14 protein-coding genes and 1 pseudogene are annotated in these 16986 nt (G+C 71.4%); 10 read left to right on the top strand and 5 right to left on the bottom strand.

What is annotated here, in order from left to right; genetic code table 11:
• Positions 1–10: 10 nt before the first annotated feature.
• The 3 genes from ACLF5H_RS31040 to ACLF5H_RS31030 all read right to left on the bottom strand — a co-directional run bounded on the left by ACLF5H_RS31040 (position 11) and on the right by ACLF5H_RS31030 (position 3562).
• The gene (locus tag ACLF5H_RS31040) at positions 11–2008 is read right to left on the bottom strand and encodes an ATP-binding cassette domain-containing protein (protein WP_421679322.1); all 1998 of its coding nucleotides are present in this window, start codon (positions 2006–2008) and stop codon (positions 11–13) included.
• A gap of 209 nt (positions 2009–2217) precedes the next feature.
• Positions 2218–2610: a VOC family protein gene (locus ACLF5H_RS31035; protein WP_421679321.1), complete on the bottom strand. Its 393-nt coding sequence runs from the start codon at positions 2608–2610 to the stop codon at positions 2218–2220.
• A gap of 112 nt (positions 2611–2722) precedes the next feature.
• Positions 2723–3562, bottom strand: a complete 840-nt coding sequence (locus ACLF5H_RS31030; RefSeq protein ID WP_421679320.1) for an SDR family oxidoreductase — start codon at positions 3560–3562, stop codon at positions 2723–2725.
• 92 nt (positions 3563–3654) lie between these two features.
• On the opposite strand from ACLF5H_RS31030, the gene ACLF5H_RS31025 reads away from it, so the two are divergent.
• The gene (locus ACLF5H_RS31025) at positions 3655–4038 is read left to right on the top strand and encodes a winged helix-turn-helix transcriptional regulator (RefSeq protein ID WP_421679319.1); all 384 of its coding nucleotides are present in this window, start codon (positions 3655–3657) and stop codon (positions 4036–4038) included.
• Between the two features lie 182 nt (positions 4039–4220).
• Here the strand turns inward: ACLF5H_RS31025 and ACLF5H_RS31020 are convergent, their stop codons facing one another.
• Complete coding sequence (locus ACLF5H_RS31020) at positions 4221–5870, bottom strand: FAD-binding oxidoreductase (RefSeq protein WP_421679318.1); 1650 nt, start codon at positions 5868–5870, stop codon at positions 4221–4223.
• Positions 5871–5944: 74 nt separating this feature from the next.
• Here ACLF5H_RS31020 and ACLF5H_RS31015 point away from each other — a divergent pair, with 74 nt between their 5' ends.
• Entirely contained in the window at positions 5945–6583 is a 639-nt protein-coding gene (locus ACLF5H_RS31015) for a TetR/AcrR family transcriptional regulator (RefSeq protein WP_421679317.1), read from the top strand.
• A gap of 85 nt (positions 6584–6668) precedes the next feature.
• On the opposite strand, the gene ACLF5H_RS31010 is transcribed toward ACLF5H_RS31015, so the two are convergent.
• Positions 6669–7337, bottom strand: a complete 669-nt coding sequence (locus ACLF5H_RS31010) for a hypothetical protein (protein WP_421679316.1) — start codon at positions 7335–7337, stop codon at positions 6669–6671.
• Positions 7338–7557: 220 nt separating this feature from the next.
• Between ACLF5H_RS31010 and ACLF5H_RS31005 the strand changes: the two are divergent.
• The 8 genes and pseudogenes from ACLF5H_RS31005 to ACLF5H_RS30970 all read left to right on the top strand — a co-directional run.
• Positions 7558–7731 (top strand): annotated as a pseudogene (locus ACLF5H_RS31005) (ArsR/SmtB family transcription factor); the annotation flags it as partial.
• Positions 7732–8079: 348 nt separating this feature from the next.
• Complete coding sequence (locus tag ACLF5H_RS31000; protein ID WP_421679315.1) at positions 8080–8313, top strand: hypothetical protein; 234 nt, start codon at positions 8080–8082, stop codon at positions 8311–8313.
• A 108-nt stretch (positions 8314–8421) separates the two neighbouring features.
• Entirely contained in the window at positions 8422–9420 is a 999-nt protein-coding gene (locus ACLF5H_RS30995; protein ID WP_421679314.1) for a LacI family DNA-binding transcriptional regulator, read from the top strand.
• A 142-nt stretch (positions 9421–9562) separates the two neighbouring features.
• Entirely contained in the window at positions 9563–10915 is a 1353-nt protein-coding gene (locus ACLF5H_RS30990; RefSeq protein ID WP_421679313.1) for an ABC transporter substrate-binding protein, read from the top strand.
• Between the two features lie 5 nt (positions 10916–10920).
• Positions 10921–11874 (top strand): carbohydrate ABC transporter permease, encoded by a 954-nt coding sequence (locus ACLF5H_RS30985; protein WP_421679312.1) that lies wholly within the window; start codon positions 10921–10923, stop codon positions 11872–11874.
• A complete protein-coding gene (locus ACLF5H_RS30980) occupies positions 11871–12749 on the top strand; it encodes a carbohydrate ABC transporter permease (RefSeq protein ID WP_421679311.1) in 879 nt (292 codons plus the stop codon). The genes ACLF5H_RS30985 and ACLF5H_RS30980 overlap by 4 nt, the downstream gene beginning before the upstream one ends.
• Positions 12750–12824: 75 nt before the next feature.
• Entirely contained in the window at positions 12825–14432 is a 1608-nt protein-coding gene (locus ACLF5H_RS30975) for a glycoside hydrolase family 13 protein (protein WP_421679310.1), read from the top strand.
• 50 nt (positions 14433–14482) lie between these two features.
• The gene (locus ACLF5H_RS30970; protein ID WP_421679309.1) at positions 14483–16672 is read left to right on the top strand and encodes a discoidin domain-containing protein; all 2190 of its coding nucleotides are present in this window, start codon (positions 14483–14485) and stop codon (positions 16670–16672) included.
• Positions 16673–16986: the final 314 nt, after the last annotated feature.

Here is a 16986-nt window from a genome sequence, read left to right as displayed (position 1 = left end):
CTCGGACGGGTCACGCGGGGTCCGCGACGGTGGGTGCGGTGGGGTCCGGGATGCCGAGGCCGGGTGCGGGCGCGTACTGGGCGGCCTGGGCGTCGAACATGGCGGCGTACCGACCCTGTGCGGCGATGAGTTCGTCGTGCGTGCCCTGTTCGACGAGGCGCCCCGCGTTGAGGACGTAGATGCGGTCGGCGTGGCGGACCCCGGACATGCGATGGGTGACCAGGACGACGGCCCGGTTCGGGGCGGCGAGGCGGCGGATGCGGTCGAAGGCCTCGATCTCGGCCTCGGGGTCGAGCGCGGAGGTGGGCTCGTCGACGATGAGGACACCGTCCGCCTGCGCGGTCGAGCTGCGCCAGTGGGTGCGGGCCAGGCCCACTTTCTGCCATTCGCCGCCGGACAGTTCGATGGCGCCGCGGAACATACGGGCCAGCAGGCTGCGCAGGCCGTCGGGGAGTTTGGCGATGACGGGGCCCGCGCCGGCGTAGTCGACCGATGCTCGCAGGCCCTCCGGAGTGACGGCGTGGGCGGGCCGGCCAAGACGGATGTTCATCGCCGCGGTCACCGGCCAGCGCTGGAAGTCCTGGGTGAGCAGGGAGACGCGTTCGAAGACCTGTGCGCGGTCGAGCCCGGTGACGTCCGCCCGGCCCCAGCGCAGGGCGCCGCTCTGGGGCAGCAGCAGGCCCGAGAGGATCTTCATCAGCGTGCTCTTGCCGGAGCCGTTCTCGCCCACCACGGCGGTGACCGAGCCCATCGGCAGGGTCAGCGACACCTGGTCCAGGGCGGCCGTGTCACGGTCGGGGTAGCGGTAGGTGACGCGGTCGAGGACGACCTCCTCGACCCGCTCGGGTACCGGGTCGCCGCCCGAGGGGATGACGCGCCGCGCCGCCTGGGTCAGGAACCGGCCGTGGTCGCGGACGTAGAGCGATTCCTCGTGCAACTGGTTGACGTTCATGACCAGCGCGCCCAGACTCGCCGATCCGGTCCGCACCGCGATCACGGCGGTGCCGGCCAGGGCGAGGCTCATCTGACCGGCCGTGATCAGCCAGAACATGGTCCCGTAGGTGGCGGCCACGGCCAGGCCCGACAGCGCGGAGGCGACCCATTCGGTCAGGGCTTTGCCGGCGGCGAGGCGCTCCTGTTCCGCCTCGGCGCTCTCGGCCATGCGCTGGTAGCGGCTGAGGAGGAAGGCGCCGACGCCGTGCAGGCGGACCTCCTGGGCGGCGGTGCGCTCGGTGAGTAGATTGCCGATGAGGCGGCCGGCGCGGACATGCTCGATCCAGCTCATCACCGATACGTATCGCTCCTGGGCCACGCGCATGGCGCCCCATCCGCGCGGGGCCGCGATGAGGATCAGCATGGGCAGCAGGACCGGGTGCAGCACGGTGAGCACACCGGCGGTGGTGACCAGGGAGATGAGTCCGTTCAGCGCGGCGACGCAGGCACCGATCATCCGGCGGGCGGCGCTGGGGCCGTGCTCGGCGACATCGACGAGCCGCCGGAAGTCGGGGTCGTCGATGGCTTCCAGCTCGACGCCGACGGCGGCGGCCAGATACCGGGTGATGGCGATCCGCTCGACCTTCGGTTCCAGGCGTCCCGCGCGGGAGGTGGACCAGGCGGAGAGGGCGGAGTTGACGACGGCGATGGCGGCGGCCGCCAGCAGACCGGGTAACAGCGCGTGCAGGCGCTGGGCGGCGCTGCCGTCTCCGGCGAGCAGGGCGTGCATGACCGCGTTGACGGCGAGCAGACTCACGGCGGCGGCGACGCCCTGCCCGATCTCGCCGACCGCCACGGCGAGCAGCGCCCGCCGGTCGGCCTGCCACGCCATGCGCAGGGTGGCGCCGACGAGTGCGGGCATCGAGCGCAGCGCGGACATCATGGTGAGGTCGAGCCCCGCGTGCTCGTGCTGGGACCAGCCCAGGTCATAGCGCAGTGGTCCGCCGAACAGCTCGAACTCGGCGTCGGAGACCGTCGGCTCCGCCATCTTCACCGGTCCGAAGAACCTCTTCACAGGGCGCCTCCCAAGATGACCCGGTTCGGTGCCCGGTATGACGGGCGTGGGTGAGCATGGGGAAGATAGCGCCGATGGGTGATGGTGCGGTGGGGTTTTTCCCGTGGCGGTGCTCGCAACGGTGCTTCGGGCTCGTACGACCCGACGTTGCGCCGTCAGCGGTGTCGCCCGCGCGCGGGGCGTGTACGGGAGCGCGCGGGCGTCGGGGTTCAGCCCTGCTTGGGTGCCGTGATGGGCACCAGGCGCAGGGTGAAGGAGTGACCGGCCGGGTCGGTGTAGCCGCGTTCCTCGTACGGCCCTGCCGGGTCCCTCGTCTCGATCGGTCGGCCGCCGAGCCCCACCAGCCGCCGCTCGGCCGCGTCCAAGTCCTGGACGAGGAAGACCAGATGGGACTGGAGGGAGTTCTCCGGGCGGGGCCAGCTGGGGGAGACGGCGTTCACATCACGGCGGAACGCCAGCCGTATGCCGTCGGCGCCGCGGACCTCCACGAGGTTGGCCGAGGCGTCCGTCTGCTCCCCCTCCAGGAACTCCTTGTAGAACACGGCCAGTTTCTCGGGTTCGGCGCAGTCGAGGACCACGACGCCCGCCTTCACCAATGTCATGCTTCCTCCCAGGGGATGACCTGCTTTGCGGATATCCCCTGGCGCCGGATTCAGTCGGCGGACGGTGCCGTGAGCCAGTTCGCGTCAGCCGCGTCGTGCCCCGGCCCCTGCCTCAGCGGAAGGCGGCGACGTGACGGGCGACCCAGTCGCCGAAGGGCCTCGGGGCGCGGCCCAGGACTCGTTCCACGTCCGGACTGATCCGCAGCTCGGCGGAGTTCGGGGCGCCGATGATGTCCAGGGTGTCGTCGGCCAGCTCCGGCGGCACGAACCGGGTCATCGCGGCCCTGGCCTCCGCGCGGGTGAGTTCGTGGAACCGCACCGGCGAGCCGAGCGCGGTCGCGAGGGCTTCCGTCTGCTGACGTGGCGTGATCACCTCGGGCCCGGTCAGCTCGAAGATCCCGCCGGTGTGCCGGTCCTCCAGCAGGCAGGCCGCCGCGACCTCGGCGATGTCCGCCGGGTCGACCACCGGCACCCCGATGTCACCGAAGGGCGCGGCGACCACCCCTTGCGTGCGTACGGACTCCGCCCAGGCGAAGGCGTTGGAGGCGAAGCCGCCCGGTCGCAGGACGGCCCAGTCCGGGCCGGACGCCCGCAACGCGTCCTCCAGCGCGCGCATCGCGATCCGCGTCGGGCCGTGCGGCCTGGTCGCCACGCCCTGCGAGGACAGCAGGACGACCCGGCGGACCCCGCTCGCCGCGGCCAGGTCGATGATGTCGGCCGGCCTGGCCTCGGGGGCGTGCAGGTCCCCGGAGAGCAGGAGGAACAGCGCCTTCGCCCCGTCCAGCACGGCGGCGAGATCCTGCGGCCGGGCCAGGTCGGCCTCTACGTGCCGGACCCCGCTCGGCACCGCCGCCGCGTGCCGCGACACCGCCGTCACCTGCTCGCCCGCCTCGGCCAGGGCCTGCGTCAAGGTCCGGCCCACGTTTCCGGTGGCCCCGGTCACCACGATCATGTTCAGCTCCTAGTCCGTTGTGCGCTAAGGCGGTTGACGCTAGGAGGCGGGCTTACTTTCCGTAAGAACATACCCAGAGGTAAGCTCCGGACATGGTGGAAGGCGCGCAGCTGAAGCAGGCCGAGGTGGGCAAGCGGTATGAGGTGTTTCACACCGACTGCCCTGCGCGCGACATGGTCGACCACGTCACCAGCAGGTGGGGCATCTGGGTGCTGATCTCCTTGCGGAGCAACGACCTTCGGTTCTACGAGCTGCGTGACAGCATCCAGGGCATCAGCGAGAAGATGCTCGCCCAGACCTTGCGGGCGCTCCTCAGCGACGGGCTGATCTGGCGGGAGGTCGAGCCGACGACGCCGCCCCAAGTCACCTACGGACTCACCGAGTTCGGACAGGACATCGGCGAGCCTCTGACGGACCTGTTCGACCGGATCACGAAGCGGTTGCCGGCGGATCAACGCCCGCCGCGCGAGGGCTGATCGCCGGTCACTCCGCGGTGTGCGGGAGCCCGGGCCGCGCCGTGCCCAGGTCGACCAGGAAGCGCAGGGCCGGTGGTGAGGGGGCCGGGCCGTGGCACTCGTACCCTCCCGTCGTGGGCGGCGGCTGCCGGGTCGTGCCATGCCCGGCGGGGCCGACCCCCGTGGACACCGAGGCCGTCCGGTCAGTCGAGCAGAACGCCCGGATTGAGGATGCGGTGGGGGTCCAGGGCGTCCTTGGCGGCGCGCAGCGCCAGCGCGAAGGGGTCCGGGCGCTGGCGGTCGTAGCCGGGTCGGTGGTCGCGGCCGACGGCGTGGTGGTGGGTGATGGTGGCGCGATGGCGGTGCAGGACCTCGGCCGCGACCGCTTTGATGTCGTCCCAGACCTCGACCTCGTCGCCGGGCCGGCCGGCGACGGCCACGGTGAAGTAGGGGGCGGCGCCGTCGGGATAGACGTGGGTGAGGCGGCAGTTGATGGTGGCCGGGTGCCCGGTGGCCCGCGCGGCGGCGGCGCCGACCTCGGTGCGGACGGCGTCGATCAGGGCGGGAATCGCGCCCCAGGTGGCGGCGGTCTCGAACGTCTCGACGACGGCGCCCATACGGGCCAGGCCGTCGCGCAGATAGGGCATCCGCAGGAACGCCGAGCGCCAGGCGCCCACCGCCGCGTCCGGCGGGGCGTCGCGGTCCGCCGGGGCCGCCGCGCCCCGACCGCCGTGGGAGATCGGAAGGTCCGCCGGGGCCGCCGCGCCCCGACCGCCGTGGGCGCGGGCCAGGTCCACGGCGGCCGCGAGGCGGGCGTCGACGGGGGCGGTGGCGGACTCGAAGCCCAGGACCAGCACGGCGGAGCCGTCCTGGGAGGCGCCGGACAGCAGGGCCTCGCCCGGGTCGAGCAGACGGCAGTTGGCCGGGGCGAGATCGGACTGGGCGATGGCCCGCACCGCCTCCAGCGCGCGGTGGAAGTCGGCGAAGGCCACGGACGCGGAGGCCTTGTGCCGGGGGCGTTCCCGCAGCCGCATCCATGCCTCGGTGATGACGCCGAGCGTGCCCTCGGAGCCGAGGAAGAACCGGTCGGGCGATGGCCCGGCGCCGGATGCGGGCAGTCGCCAGGAGGTGCCGGTCCCGGCGGGCGTGATCACCCGCAGGGACTGCGCGAAGTCGTCGATGTGGGTGTGGCCGGTGGCGTAGTGGCCGCCCGCCCGGGTGGCCAGCCAGCCCCCGAGGGTGGAGAACTCGAAGCTCTGCGGGAAGTGGCGCAGGGTCAGTCCGTGCGGCCGCAACTGAGCCTCCAGCGCCGGGCCGAGGGCCCCGGCCTGGATGCGGGCCGAGCGGGCGGCCGTGTCGATCTCCAGGACGCGGCCCATTGAAGTCAGGTCGAGGGAGAGTACGGCGTGATGGGCGTCGCCGCGGTACTCCACACCGCCGACCACCGAGGAGCCGCCGCCGAAGGGGATGACGGCCACGCCGTGCTCGCCGGCCCAGTCCAGCAGGTCCGCCACGTCCTGGTCGCGGGTCGGACGGGCGACGAGATCGGGGATCCGGCCGGGCCGGCCGCGCAGGGCCCGGATGACATCGCGGTACGCCTTGCCCATGGCGTGCGCGGCGCGCGCCGCCGGATCGGCCGTGACCAGGTGGGCCAGGGACGCCGGGGGCGTCGCGGCGGGGCGGCCGATGGGCAGGTCGGCGACTTCGGGGATCGGCAGCGGGCGGGGGAGGGTACCGGGCAACAGGGCCCCGGTCGCGACGCACTCGGCGTCGTCGGGGTGGGCGTCGGCATAGCCCCAGCCCCACCAGGAGCGGGTGCGGGAGGTGTGGGGGTCGGTCGTGGCGGCGGGCATGGGCGCGCTCCAACGGGGTCCGGGGGACGGGAATTTACCCAGCGGTAAATTACCCTAGGGTAAGATCTGGTCCCATGACAACGCTCTCCTCCAGGGCCGGTACCAAGGGCGTACCGAGGGCCACGCGCGAACGGCAGGTCCTGGCCGCGGCCACCGAGGAGTTCGGCCGACACGGGTACGAGGCCACCACCGTGGCCGCCGTCGCCGCCCGGGTCGGCGTCACCAAGCCGCTCGTGCACCAGTACTTCGGCGGCAAACAGGACCTCTACCTCGCCTGCCTCGCCCCGGTCGGCGACCGGCTGCTCGGCGCGATCCGCGCCGCGATGGCCGACCACGACAGCGGCGCGCCGGGCACGCCGCTGCGTGTGCTGCGCGCGCTGTTCACGGCTCTCGACGGGGAGCGCGAGGCATGGTTCGTCCTCTACGACCCCTCGTTGCCACCCGGCAGCGAAGCCGCCCACCGCGCGGCCCATTACCGTGACGCCATCGACGACCTCGCCGCGACCGGCACCGCCGAGCTGCTGCACGCCGCCGGGACCGGCGACCCGCTCGACGCCGACGCCCTCGCCCACGCGTGGCGCGGTCTGTGCACCGCGCTGGTCCGCTGGTGGATCAACCACCCCGCCGAGTCGGCCGAGGCCATGACCCGGCGCTGCGCCCGGCTGCTGAGCGCCGCCCGCACCGCTTTCGCCGACGGCGACGACGGCATGTGAACCGGGGCGCCTCCCGCACCCGTCGGCTCACGTCCCGTGGTCGGTCACGGGTGTGCGAGGCAGATCCGCGATCAGGCGCGGGTGCCTACGACTTCGCCGCGTCCACCCAGGGGGCGAGGGCCTTGCGGAACGCCGGGAGGGACGGATCCAGCCACTCCGTCTTCGACTTGGGCTCCGCCTGCAAGAACGTCTCCTGGGCCAGGCACTGGAACCGGTCGTCGCCCAGCACCCTCGTGGTGCCGAGCCTGCGGCCGGTCCTCGCCTCGTACACCGTGACGTCGTACCGGCCCTGCCGGAAGGAGCGGACGTAGTCGTCGGCGTAGCGGCAGGTCGTCACCGGCTTGCCCTTGCCCGTGTTGACGACGCAGGCGACCAGCTGCGCCTTCGCCGGATCGGGGTGGTACGTGTCGTGGGCCGGGGCGGTCGCCGTCTCGCCCGGTGAGGGGAGCGGGGTCTCGTTGACGGACAGGGGCGTCGGGCTCGTGGTGGCGAGCAGCACGGGGTGCGGCCCCTTGCCCCGGTACGCCGGCTGTCCCGTCAGAAGCGTGCGGGGGCCGCCTTTGGCGCAGTACGCCTGAAGATCGTAGGCGGCCGTCGCGACGGGGTGCGCCGCGACGGTGGGAGTGGCGGCGGCAGCGGTCGGCGCGTCGGCCGAGGACGGCGCCGCCTTCGTGTCGTCACCGCCGCCGCACCCCGCGGCCAGCAGCGCGATGCCCACGACCACGACCGAGACCGTTCCACGAGCCCTTGTCATTGCTGCCGCTCCTCGCGTCCTCATGGGGGAGACACCGTCACCGCTCCGCCGATCCGCCATCATCCCGGCTCAACACCCCTGCGATCAACGGCACTTCGCCGACCAGCGCGGTGGCGCTGCCGGGGTAGGTGCGCCGACGCCTTCTTCGACGCCGCCTGGGCGGGCGTCGCCGTCCAACCCGCCGACGACCTGCGCCTGAAGAACGAACTGCTGAACCGGTGAACTGGCCCACGCCTGGGAGCTCTCGGCCCCGGAAGTCTCCCGCCACCTCGCGGTCCTGCGTCGCGCGGGACTGCTCACGGCCGGACGGCAGGGCCGATACGTCCGATACGCCGTCAGTCTGCCCGATCTGACGGCGCTGGGGAGCGACGTGCTGGAGGCCGTACCGCGCTGAGCGGCTCCCGGAAGGGTCCGTGACGGCTGTGGATAGGGTGGCCGGATGTATACACAGGGGCGGGGACTCAAGGTCACAGCGGTGTCGGCGATGGTCGTGCTGGCACTGACGGGGTTCTCCTCGGGCCATGCTCAGGGGAGCCGGCACGGAGATGACGGGGGCGGTTGCAGCAACTCCCGCCAGGACCACGACAGTTCGTCGGGGCCGTCGGGAAGTGGCGCGTCCCGGCCACGGCCCACCCGTACGGCCACCCACACATTCACCCCTACGCCCACCCCTACGGCGTCCCCCTCGGCCACTCCCCGGCCCCTCAAGAACGGCACCGCGGCGCTCGTGCGGTGCGCGAGCATGGCGGATCCGTACGCGGTCGTCGAGGTCAGGAACCCGAACGGACGCGAGGCTGTCTTCTTCGTGAAGATGACCTTCAAGAACGGGCGCGGCCTCGTCGTCATAAGCGCGGGCGATCAGGTGTCGGTACCCGCGAAGGGCAGGACGACCTACCGGGTTTCCGTCATCGGCAGTGGGCGCGTCGAGGAGATCGCGCACTGCGAGGTCGACCCCGTAGCCGTCGCCAACTGGTGACCGCCCGTCAGGGCCCCGCTCCACCGCCCCGGTCGGTCGCCGCGCGCCTCGTCAGTCTCCTGCAACTTTACGCAAGCCACTTACGTGGGCCGCGCTATTCTTGCGCGCATGACGCGACGACTTGCGGAAGTGGCGAAGAAGGTCGGAGTCAGCGAGGCCACGGTCAGCCGGGTGCTCAACGGCAGGCCCGGGGTCTCCGACGCCACCCGGCAGGCGGTGCTGACGGCCCTCGACGTCCTGGGCTACGAGCGGCCCACCCAGCTGCGCGGTGAACGCGCCCGGCTCGTCGGCCTGGTGCTGCCGGAGCTGCAGAATCCCATCTTCCCCGCATTCGCCGAGGTCATCGGCGGTGCGCTCGCCCAGCTCGGGCTCACCCCTGTGCTGTGCACCCAGACGAAGGGCGGCGTCTCGGAGGCGGACTACGTCGAACTGCTGCTCCAGCAACAGGTGTCCGGCGTCGTCTTCGCCGGTGGTCTCTACGCCCAGGCCGACGCCCCGCACGACCACTACCGGCGGCTCGCCGACCGCAACATCCCCGTCGTCCTGGTCAACGCGGCCATCGAGCACCTCGGCTTTCCGGGCGTGTCCTGTGACGACGCGGTCGCCGTCGAACAGGCCTGGCGGCACCTCGCCTCGCTCGGTCATGAGCGCATCGGGCTGGTGCTCGGCCCCGGCGACCACATGCCCTCCGCTCGCAAACTGGCCGCCGCGCACGCCCTGACCGGCGGCCTGCCGGAAGAGCGGGTCGCGCGGGCCATCTTCTCCATCGAGGGCGGCCACGCCGCCGCCGCACGGCTGATCGACCGGGGCGTCACCGGCATCATCTGCGCCAGCGACCCCCTCGCCCTCGGCGCGATCCGGGCCGCCCGGCGCAAGGGCCACGACGTCCCGGGCCGGATCTCCGTCGTCGGCTACGACGACTCGGCGTTCATGAACTGCACCGAGCCCCCGCTCACCACCGTCCGCCAGCCCATCGAGGCCATGGGGCGCGCGGCCGTGGAACTGCTGAACGCGCAGATCGGCGGCACCGCCGTACCCCCCGAGGAGCTTCTGTTCGAACCCGAGCTGGTGGTGCGCGGATCGACCGGGCAGGCGCCGCACGACTGAGGCCCCGGTGCCTGGCCGGTACATCCGCGTGGCTGTCAAATAATTACAGAAGTCGCGCGACATCTTGCGGACCCTTGTCGGCGGTGCTTGAGTGTGCCGCGCCCGCAGCTCCCGCCATGAGTGCCACCGAGGGGTCCATCGAATGACAAGCACCGGGTTCCGCCGCACCTTCGTCGCGATCGGCGTCTGCTCCTCCCTCGCCCTCGCCGCCACCGCCTGCGGTTCGGGCGAGGGCGGTTCGGCGAGCGGCAAGACACGCATCACCGTCAACTGCGAGCCACCGAAGAGCTCCAGAACCGACCGGAAGTTCTTCGACGCGGACGTCGCCTCCTTCGAGCGGCAGAACCCGGACATCGACGTCGTCACCCATGACGCCTTCCCCTGCGAGGACCCCAAGACCTTCGACGCCAAGCTCGCCGGTGGCCAGATGGAGGACGTGTTCTACACGTACTTCACCGACGCCGGGCATGTCGTGGACATCAACCAGGCCGCCGATCTCACGCCGTACCTCAAGGAGTTGAAGAGCTACGGCACCCTCCAGAAGCAGCTGCGGGACATCTACACGGTGAACGGGAAGGTCTACGGCATACCGCGCACCGGATACAGCATGGGGCTGATCTACAACCGCGCCCTGTTCCAGCGGGCCGGTCTCGACCCCGACCAGCCGCCCACGACCTGGGACGAGGTCCGCGCCGACGCCAAGAAGATCGCCGCCCTCGGGGGCGGCACCGTCGGGTACGCCGACTACAGCGCCCAGAACCAGGGCGGCTGGCACTTCACCGCCGAGCTGTACTCGCAGGGCGGCGACGTGGTCAGCGCCGACGGCAAGAAGGCGACCGTCGACACCCCCGCGGGCCGCGCCGTCCTGCAGAACCTGCACGACATGCGCTGGCGGGACAACTCCATGGGCAGCAAGCAGCTCCTCGTCATCAACGACGCGCAGCAGATGATGGGCGCGGGCAAGCTCGGCATGTACCTCGCCGCCCCCGACAACATCCCGATCCTCGTCAAGGAGAAGGGCGCCAGCTACGACGACATCGCCATCGGCCCCATGCCCGGCGGACAGGGCACCCTGATCGGCGGCGACGGCTACATGTTCAACAAGCACGACTCGCCCGCCCAGATCCGCGCCGGTCTCAAGTGGCTGGAGCACATGTACCTGACCCCGGGCAAGGGCTTCCTCGGTGACTACGCCCGCGCGAAGCGGAACAACGCCCCCGTCGGACTGCCCGAGCCGCGCCTGTTCACCGGCGCCGCCGACGCCGAGGACCAGAAGATCAAGAAGGCCAACGCCAACGTGCCGGTGCAGAACTACCAGAGCTTCCTCGACGGCAACGCCAAGCTCCGGATGAAGATCGAGCCGCCGGACGCGCAGCAGATCTACTCCGTCCTGGACGGCACCGTCTCCGCCGTCCTCACCAAGAAGGACGCCGACATCGACGGGCTCCTGAAGGACGCGTCCGGGAAGATCGACAGCATTCTGGCCCGGAGCTGACCGCCATGACGAAGACGGCCGAGCGGCGGCCGACGGCGGCCACCGTCCCCCCGGTCCAGGCGCCGGCCCCGGCAGGGGACCGGGGCCGGCGCCGCCTGATCGACCAGGCCCGCGCCTACGCCTTCCTCCTCGGCGGCCTGCTCTGCTTCGTCCTGTTCTCCTGGTACCCGGCGATCCGCGCCGTCGTGATCGCCTTCCAGAAGTACACCCCCGGCTCCCCGCCCCAGTGGGTCGGCACCGCCAACTTCACCCGCGTCTGGCACGACCCGGACTTCGCCGCAGCCTGGCGCAACACCCTCTTCTTCACGCTGCTCGCCCTGCTCATCGGCTTCGCCGTCCCCTTCCTGCTGGCCCTCGTGCTCAATGAACTCCGGCACGCCAAGGCCTTCTTCAGGGTCGTGGTCTACCTCCCGGTGATGATCCCGCCGGTGGTCAGCGCCCTGCTGTGGAAGTGGTTCTACGACCCCGGGGCCGGACTCGCCAACGAGGCGCTGCGCTTCGTCCACCTGCCCACCTCCAACTGGTCCAACGGCACCGACACCGCGCTCGTCTCCCTGGTGATCGTGGCGACCTGGGCCAACATGGGCGGCACCGTCCTCATCTATCTGGCCGCCCTCCAGTCCATCCCCGGCGAGCTGTACGAGGCCGCCGAACTCGACGGCGCGAACCTCCTCCAGCGCGTCCGCCATGTCACGATCCCGCAGACCCGCTTCGTGATCATGATGCTGATGCTCCTTCAGATCATCTCCACCATGCAGGTGTTCACCGAACCGTTCGTCATCACCGGCGGCGGCCCCGAGAGCGCCACCGTCACCGTGCTCTACCTCATCTACAAATACGCCTTCCTCTACAACGACTTCGGCGGCGCCTGCGCCCTCAGCGTCATGCTCCTGCTGCTGCTCGGCGCCTTCTCCGCCGTCTATCTGCGGCTCACCCGGAGCGAGGGGGACACCGCATGACCGCCGCCCGCACCCTGATCTCCCCGGCCACCCTCGCCCGCCCACGCGGCAGGGCGATCTACTGGACGGTGTTCACCGCCGTCGTCGTCCTCTTCGCGCTCGCCTTCCTCTTCCCGGTGTACTGGATGGTCACCGGCGCGATGAAGTCCCCCGACGAGGTGGCCAGGACCCCGCCGACGCTCGTACCGGAGCACTGGCACACCGGTGCCTACGCCGACGCCTGGGACCTGATGCAGCTCCCGCAGCACCTGTGGAACACCGTGGTCCAGGCGGCCGGTGCCTGGGCCCTCCAGCTGGTGTTCTGCACGGCCGCCGCCTACGCCCTGTCCAAGCTGCGGCCGGCCTTCGGCAAGGTGATCCTCGGCGGCATCCTCGCCACCCTCATGGTGCCGGCCCAGGCGCTCGTGGTGCCCAAGTACCTCACCGTCGCCGATCTGCCGCTGCTGCACACCAGCCTGCTCAACGACCCCCTCGCCATCTGGCTCCCGGCGGTCGCCAACGCCTTCAACCTCTATCTGCTCAAGCGGTTCTTCGACCAGTTGCCCCGCGATGTGCTGGAGGCCGCCGAGATCGACGGCGCCGGGAAGCTGCGCACCCTGTGGTCCGTCGTGCTGCCCATGTCCCGCCCGGTGCTCGGCGTCGTGTCCATCTTCGCGCTGGTCGCCGTCTGGCAGGACTTCCTGTGGCCGTTGATGGTCTTCTCCGACACCGACAAACAGCCGATCAGCGTGGCCCTGGTCCAGCTGTCGCAGAACATCCAGCTCACCGTGCTCCTCGCCGCGATGGTGATCGCGGGCATCCCCATGGTGGCGCTGTTCCTCGTCTTCCAGCGGCACATCATCGCCGGGATCAGCGCGGGCAGCACCAAGGGCTGACGCCGCCCGCCCGCCCGCCGACCGCCCGCCGACCGTCAGCCCGCCGACCGCCCGTCTACAGAGAGGCAAAGCCCAGTGGGACAGCCCACCCATGCCTTCAGCGACCACGCGTGGTGGCGCTCCGCCGTCATCTACCAGGTCTACGTCCGCAGCTTCGCCGACGGCGACGGCGACGGCACCGGGGACCTCGCGGGCGTCCGCTCCCGGCTGCCCTACCTGGCCGAACTCGGCGTGGACGCACTGTGGTTCAACCCCTGGTACCGGTCACCGATGAAGGACGGCGGCTACGACGTCGCCGACTACCGCGCCATCGACCCGGCGTTCGGCACCCTCGCCGAGGCGGAGAAACTCATCGACGAGGCCCGCTCCCTGGGCATCCGCACCCTCATCGACATCGTCCCCAACCACGTGTCCGACCAGCACCCGTGGTTCCGTGCCGCCCTCGCCGCCGGACCCGGCAGCCCCGAGCGGGACCTGTTCCACTTCCGGCCGGGACGCGGCGCCCATGGTGAACTCCCGCCGAACGACTGGCCGTCGCAGTTCGCCGGCACCACCGAACCGGTGTGGACCCGGCTGCCCGACGGCGACTGGTACCTGCACCTGTTCACCCCCGAACAGCCCGACCTCAACTGGGCCCACCCGGCGGTCCGCCAGGAGCATGAGGACATCCTCCGCTTCTGGTTCGACCGGGGGGTCGCCGGTGTCCGCATCGACTCCGCGGCCCTGCTCGCCAAGGACCCGGACCTCCCGGACCTCGCCACCCACCCGGAGCCGCACCCGTTCGTCGACCGCGACGAACTCCACGACATCTACCGCTCCTGGCGCGCCGTCGCCGATGCCTACGGCGGTGTCTTCGTCGGCGAGGTCTGGCTCCCCGACGCCGAGCGCTTCGCCCGCTATCTGCGCCCCGACGAGCTCCACACCGCCTTCAACTTCTCCTTCCTGTCCTGCCCTTGGCACCCCGGACGGCTGCGCGCCGCCATCGACACCACCCTCGCCGAACACGCCCCGGTCGGTGCCCCCGCCACCTGGGTGCTGTGCAACCACGACATCACCCGCACGGTCACCCGCTACGGCCGCGCGGACACCGCCTTCGACTTCGCCACCAAGGCCTTCGGCACCCCGACCGATCCGGCGCTCGGCACCCGCAGGGCGCGGGCCGCCGCCCTGCTGTCCCTCGCGCTGCCCGGGTCGGTGTACCTGTACCAGGGGGAGGAGTTGGGGCTGCCGGAGGCGGAGATCCCGGTCGAGCGCATCCAGGATCCGATGTACCACCGCTCGGGCGGCGCCGACCCCGGCCGGGACGGCTGCCGGGTGCCGCTGCCGTGGGCCGCCGGTATGCCGTACGCGGGCTTCGGCTCCCGGGGCGAGACCTGGCTGCCGCAGCCGGACGACTGGCCTTCGTACGCGGCCGACCTCCAGGAGCGCGACCCCGGCTCCATGCTCACCCTCTACCGCGAGGCCATCGCCCTGCGCCCCCGCCTCGGCACCGGTCCACTCACCTGGCTGCCCGCCCCCGACGGCGTCCTCGCCTTCTCCCGGGCGGGCGGCGCGATCTGCGCGGTCAACTTCTCCGCCACCCCCGCCGATCTGCCCGCGCACTCCGAACTCCTGCTCACCAGCGGCCCCTTGGACGAGTCGGGCCGGCTGCCGCAGGACACCGCGGTCTGGCTGGGCGCCTGAGCCGCGGCGCACCGCTGTCCCGAGCACCCCCACCACGAAGGGAACAGCTCATGCACACCAGCACCGTCAGATATGTCAGGCGCATGCCGGCCATCGGGGCGGTCGTCGCCCTCGCCGCCGGGATGCTCGTCGCGGTGGCACCCGCCGCGCACGCGACCGCGACCGCGACCGCGGGGGCCACCCTGCCCTTCACCTCGGTCGAGGCCGAGTCGGCCACCACCAACGGCACGAAGATCGGGCCTGACTACACCCAGGGCACGCTCGCCTCGGAGGCGTCAGGGCGGCAGGCCGTCCAGCTGACCTCCGGGCAGCGGGTGGAGTTCACCGTGCCGCGCGCGGCCAACGCGGTGAACGTCTCCTACAGCGTCCCGGACGGCCAGTCCGGCTCGCTCGACGTGTACGTCAACGGCACCAAGCTGGCCAAGACCCTCCCGGTGACGTCCAAGTACTCCTATGTCGACACCGGCTGGATCGCGGGCAGCAGGACGCATCACTTCTTCGACGACGCTCGGCTGCTGCTGGGGCAGAACGTCCAGGCCGGTGACAAGGTCGCGTTCGTGGCGACCGGTACTCAAGTCACCGTGGACGTGGCCGACTTCGAGCAGGTCGCGGCGGCCGCCGCGCAGCCGTCCGGTTCGGTGTCGGTTGTCTCCAAGGGGGCCGACCCCAGCGGCAACGGCGACTCCACCCAGGCGTTCCGGGACGCCATCGCCGCCGCCCAGGGCGGGACCGTGTGGATCCCGCCGGGCGACTACAGGCTCACCTCCTCCCTCAACGGCGTGCAGAACGTGACCCTTCAGGGGGCGGGCGGCTGGTACTCGGTCGTGCACACCTCCCGGTTCATCGACCAGTCCAGCTCCGCGGGGAACGTCCACATCAAGGACTTCGCGGTGATCGGCGAGGTCACCGAACGCGTCGACTCCAACCCGGACAACTTCGTCAACGGCTCCCTCGGTCCCGGCTCCTCCGTCTCCGGCATGTGGATCCAGCACCTGAAGTGCGGCCTGTGGCTGACCGGCACCAACGACAACCTGGTCGTGGAGAACAACCGGATCCTCGACACCACCGCCGACGGGATCAACCTCAACGGCACCGCCAAGGGGGTCCGGGTCAGCAACAACTTCCTGCGCAACCAGGGCGACGACTCCCTCGCGATGTGGTCGCTGTACGGCCCGGACACCGACTCCAGCTTCGAGAACAACACCGTCTCCCAGCCCAACCTCGCCAACGGCATCGCCATCTACGGCGGTACCGACATCACGGTGCGCGGCAACCTGGTCTCCGACACCAACTCCCTGGGCAGCGGCATCGCCATCTCCAACCAGAAGTTCCTGGACCCGTTCTCGCCGCTGTCCGGCACCATCACCGTCGACGGCAACACGCTGGTGCGCGCCGGTGCCATGAACCCCAACTGGAACCATCCGATGGGCGCGTTGCGCGTCGACTCGTACGACAGCGCCATCAACGCCAACGTGAACATCACCAATACGACGATCACCGACAGCCCGTACAGCGCCTTTGAGTTCGTCTCCGGCGGCGGGCAGGGGTATCCGGTGCGGAACGTCCAGGTGAGCGGGGCGACGGTGCGGAACACCGGCACGGTCGTGGTGCAGGGGGAGGCGCAGGGAGCGGCCACGTTCAAGGACGTCACCGCCACCGGTGTCGGCTCGGCCGGGGTGTACAACTGCCCGTACCCGGCGAACTCCGGTGCCTTCACGCTCACCGACGGCGGCGGCAACTCCGGCTGGTCCAGCACCTGGTCGGACTGCTCCAGCTGGCCCCAGCCCGGCCAGGGCAACCCGGCGCCCGACCCCGGCCGCAACCTGGCCAAGGGGCGTCCGGCCACCGCGACCGGCTCCCAGGACGTCTACACGCCCGGCAAGGCGGTCGACGGTGACGCCAACTCGTACTGGGAGTCGGCCAACAACGCCTTCCCGCAGTCCCTGACGGTCGATCTCGGCGCGTCGTACGCGGTGCGCCGACTGGTGCTGAAGCTGCCGCCGTCCTCGGCGTGGGGCGCCCGCACCCAGACCGTCACCGTGCTCGGCAGCACCGACGGCTCCACCTATTCCACCGTGGTCGGCGCCCAGGACTACCGCTTCGACCCGGCGAGCGGCAACACCACCACGGTGTCCCTGCCGAGCGGCACCAACCTGCGCTACCTGCGGCTGTCGGTCAGCGCCAACACGGGGTGGCCGGCCGGGCAGTTCAGCGAGGTGGAGGCGTACCTGACGTCCTGACGTCCTGATCCGAACCGGGCGGCCCGCCAGAACCGCCTCCAGGTGCCGGTGCCCGAGGGGAGAGCCCCGGGCACCGGCATCACACACGACCGGGCCACGGGCCGCGCGCGGCGGACGGCGCGCGCTGGGACACGCCGGGGGAGCGCGGGTGGTGAGTGAGATCTCCAAGTGCGCCCCCGACGCGCCAGGTTGGCTGAAAACGCACGCTCCGGCCGGAATCTTTGCTTCCCCCGTCCGGGGACTGTCAAGGGGTGCTGCAGGGGCGGACGGGGCCCGGTGGCCCGTCGAACGGATATGGGACATGCCTCTGGCAT

It is taken from the genome of Streptomyces sp. LaBMicrA B280, from assembly GCF_049222185.1.
Lineage (GTDB): Bacteria > Actinomycetota > Actinomycetes > Streptomycetales > Streptomycetaceae > Streptomyces > Streptomyces murinus.
This window is presented reverse-complemented; position numbering and strand designations above follow the sequence as displayed.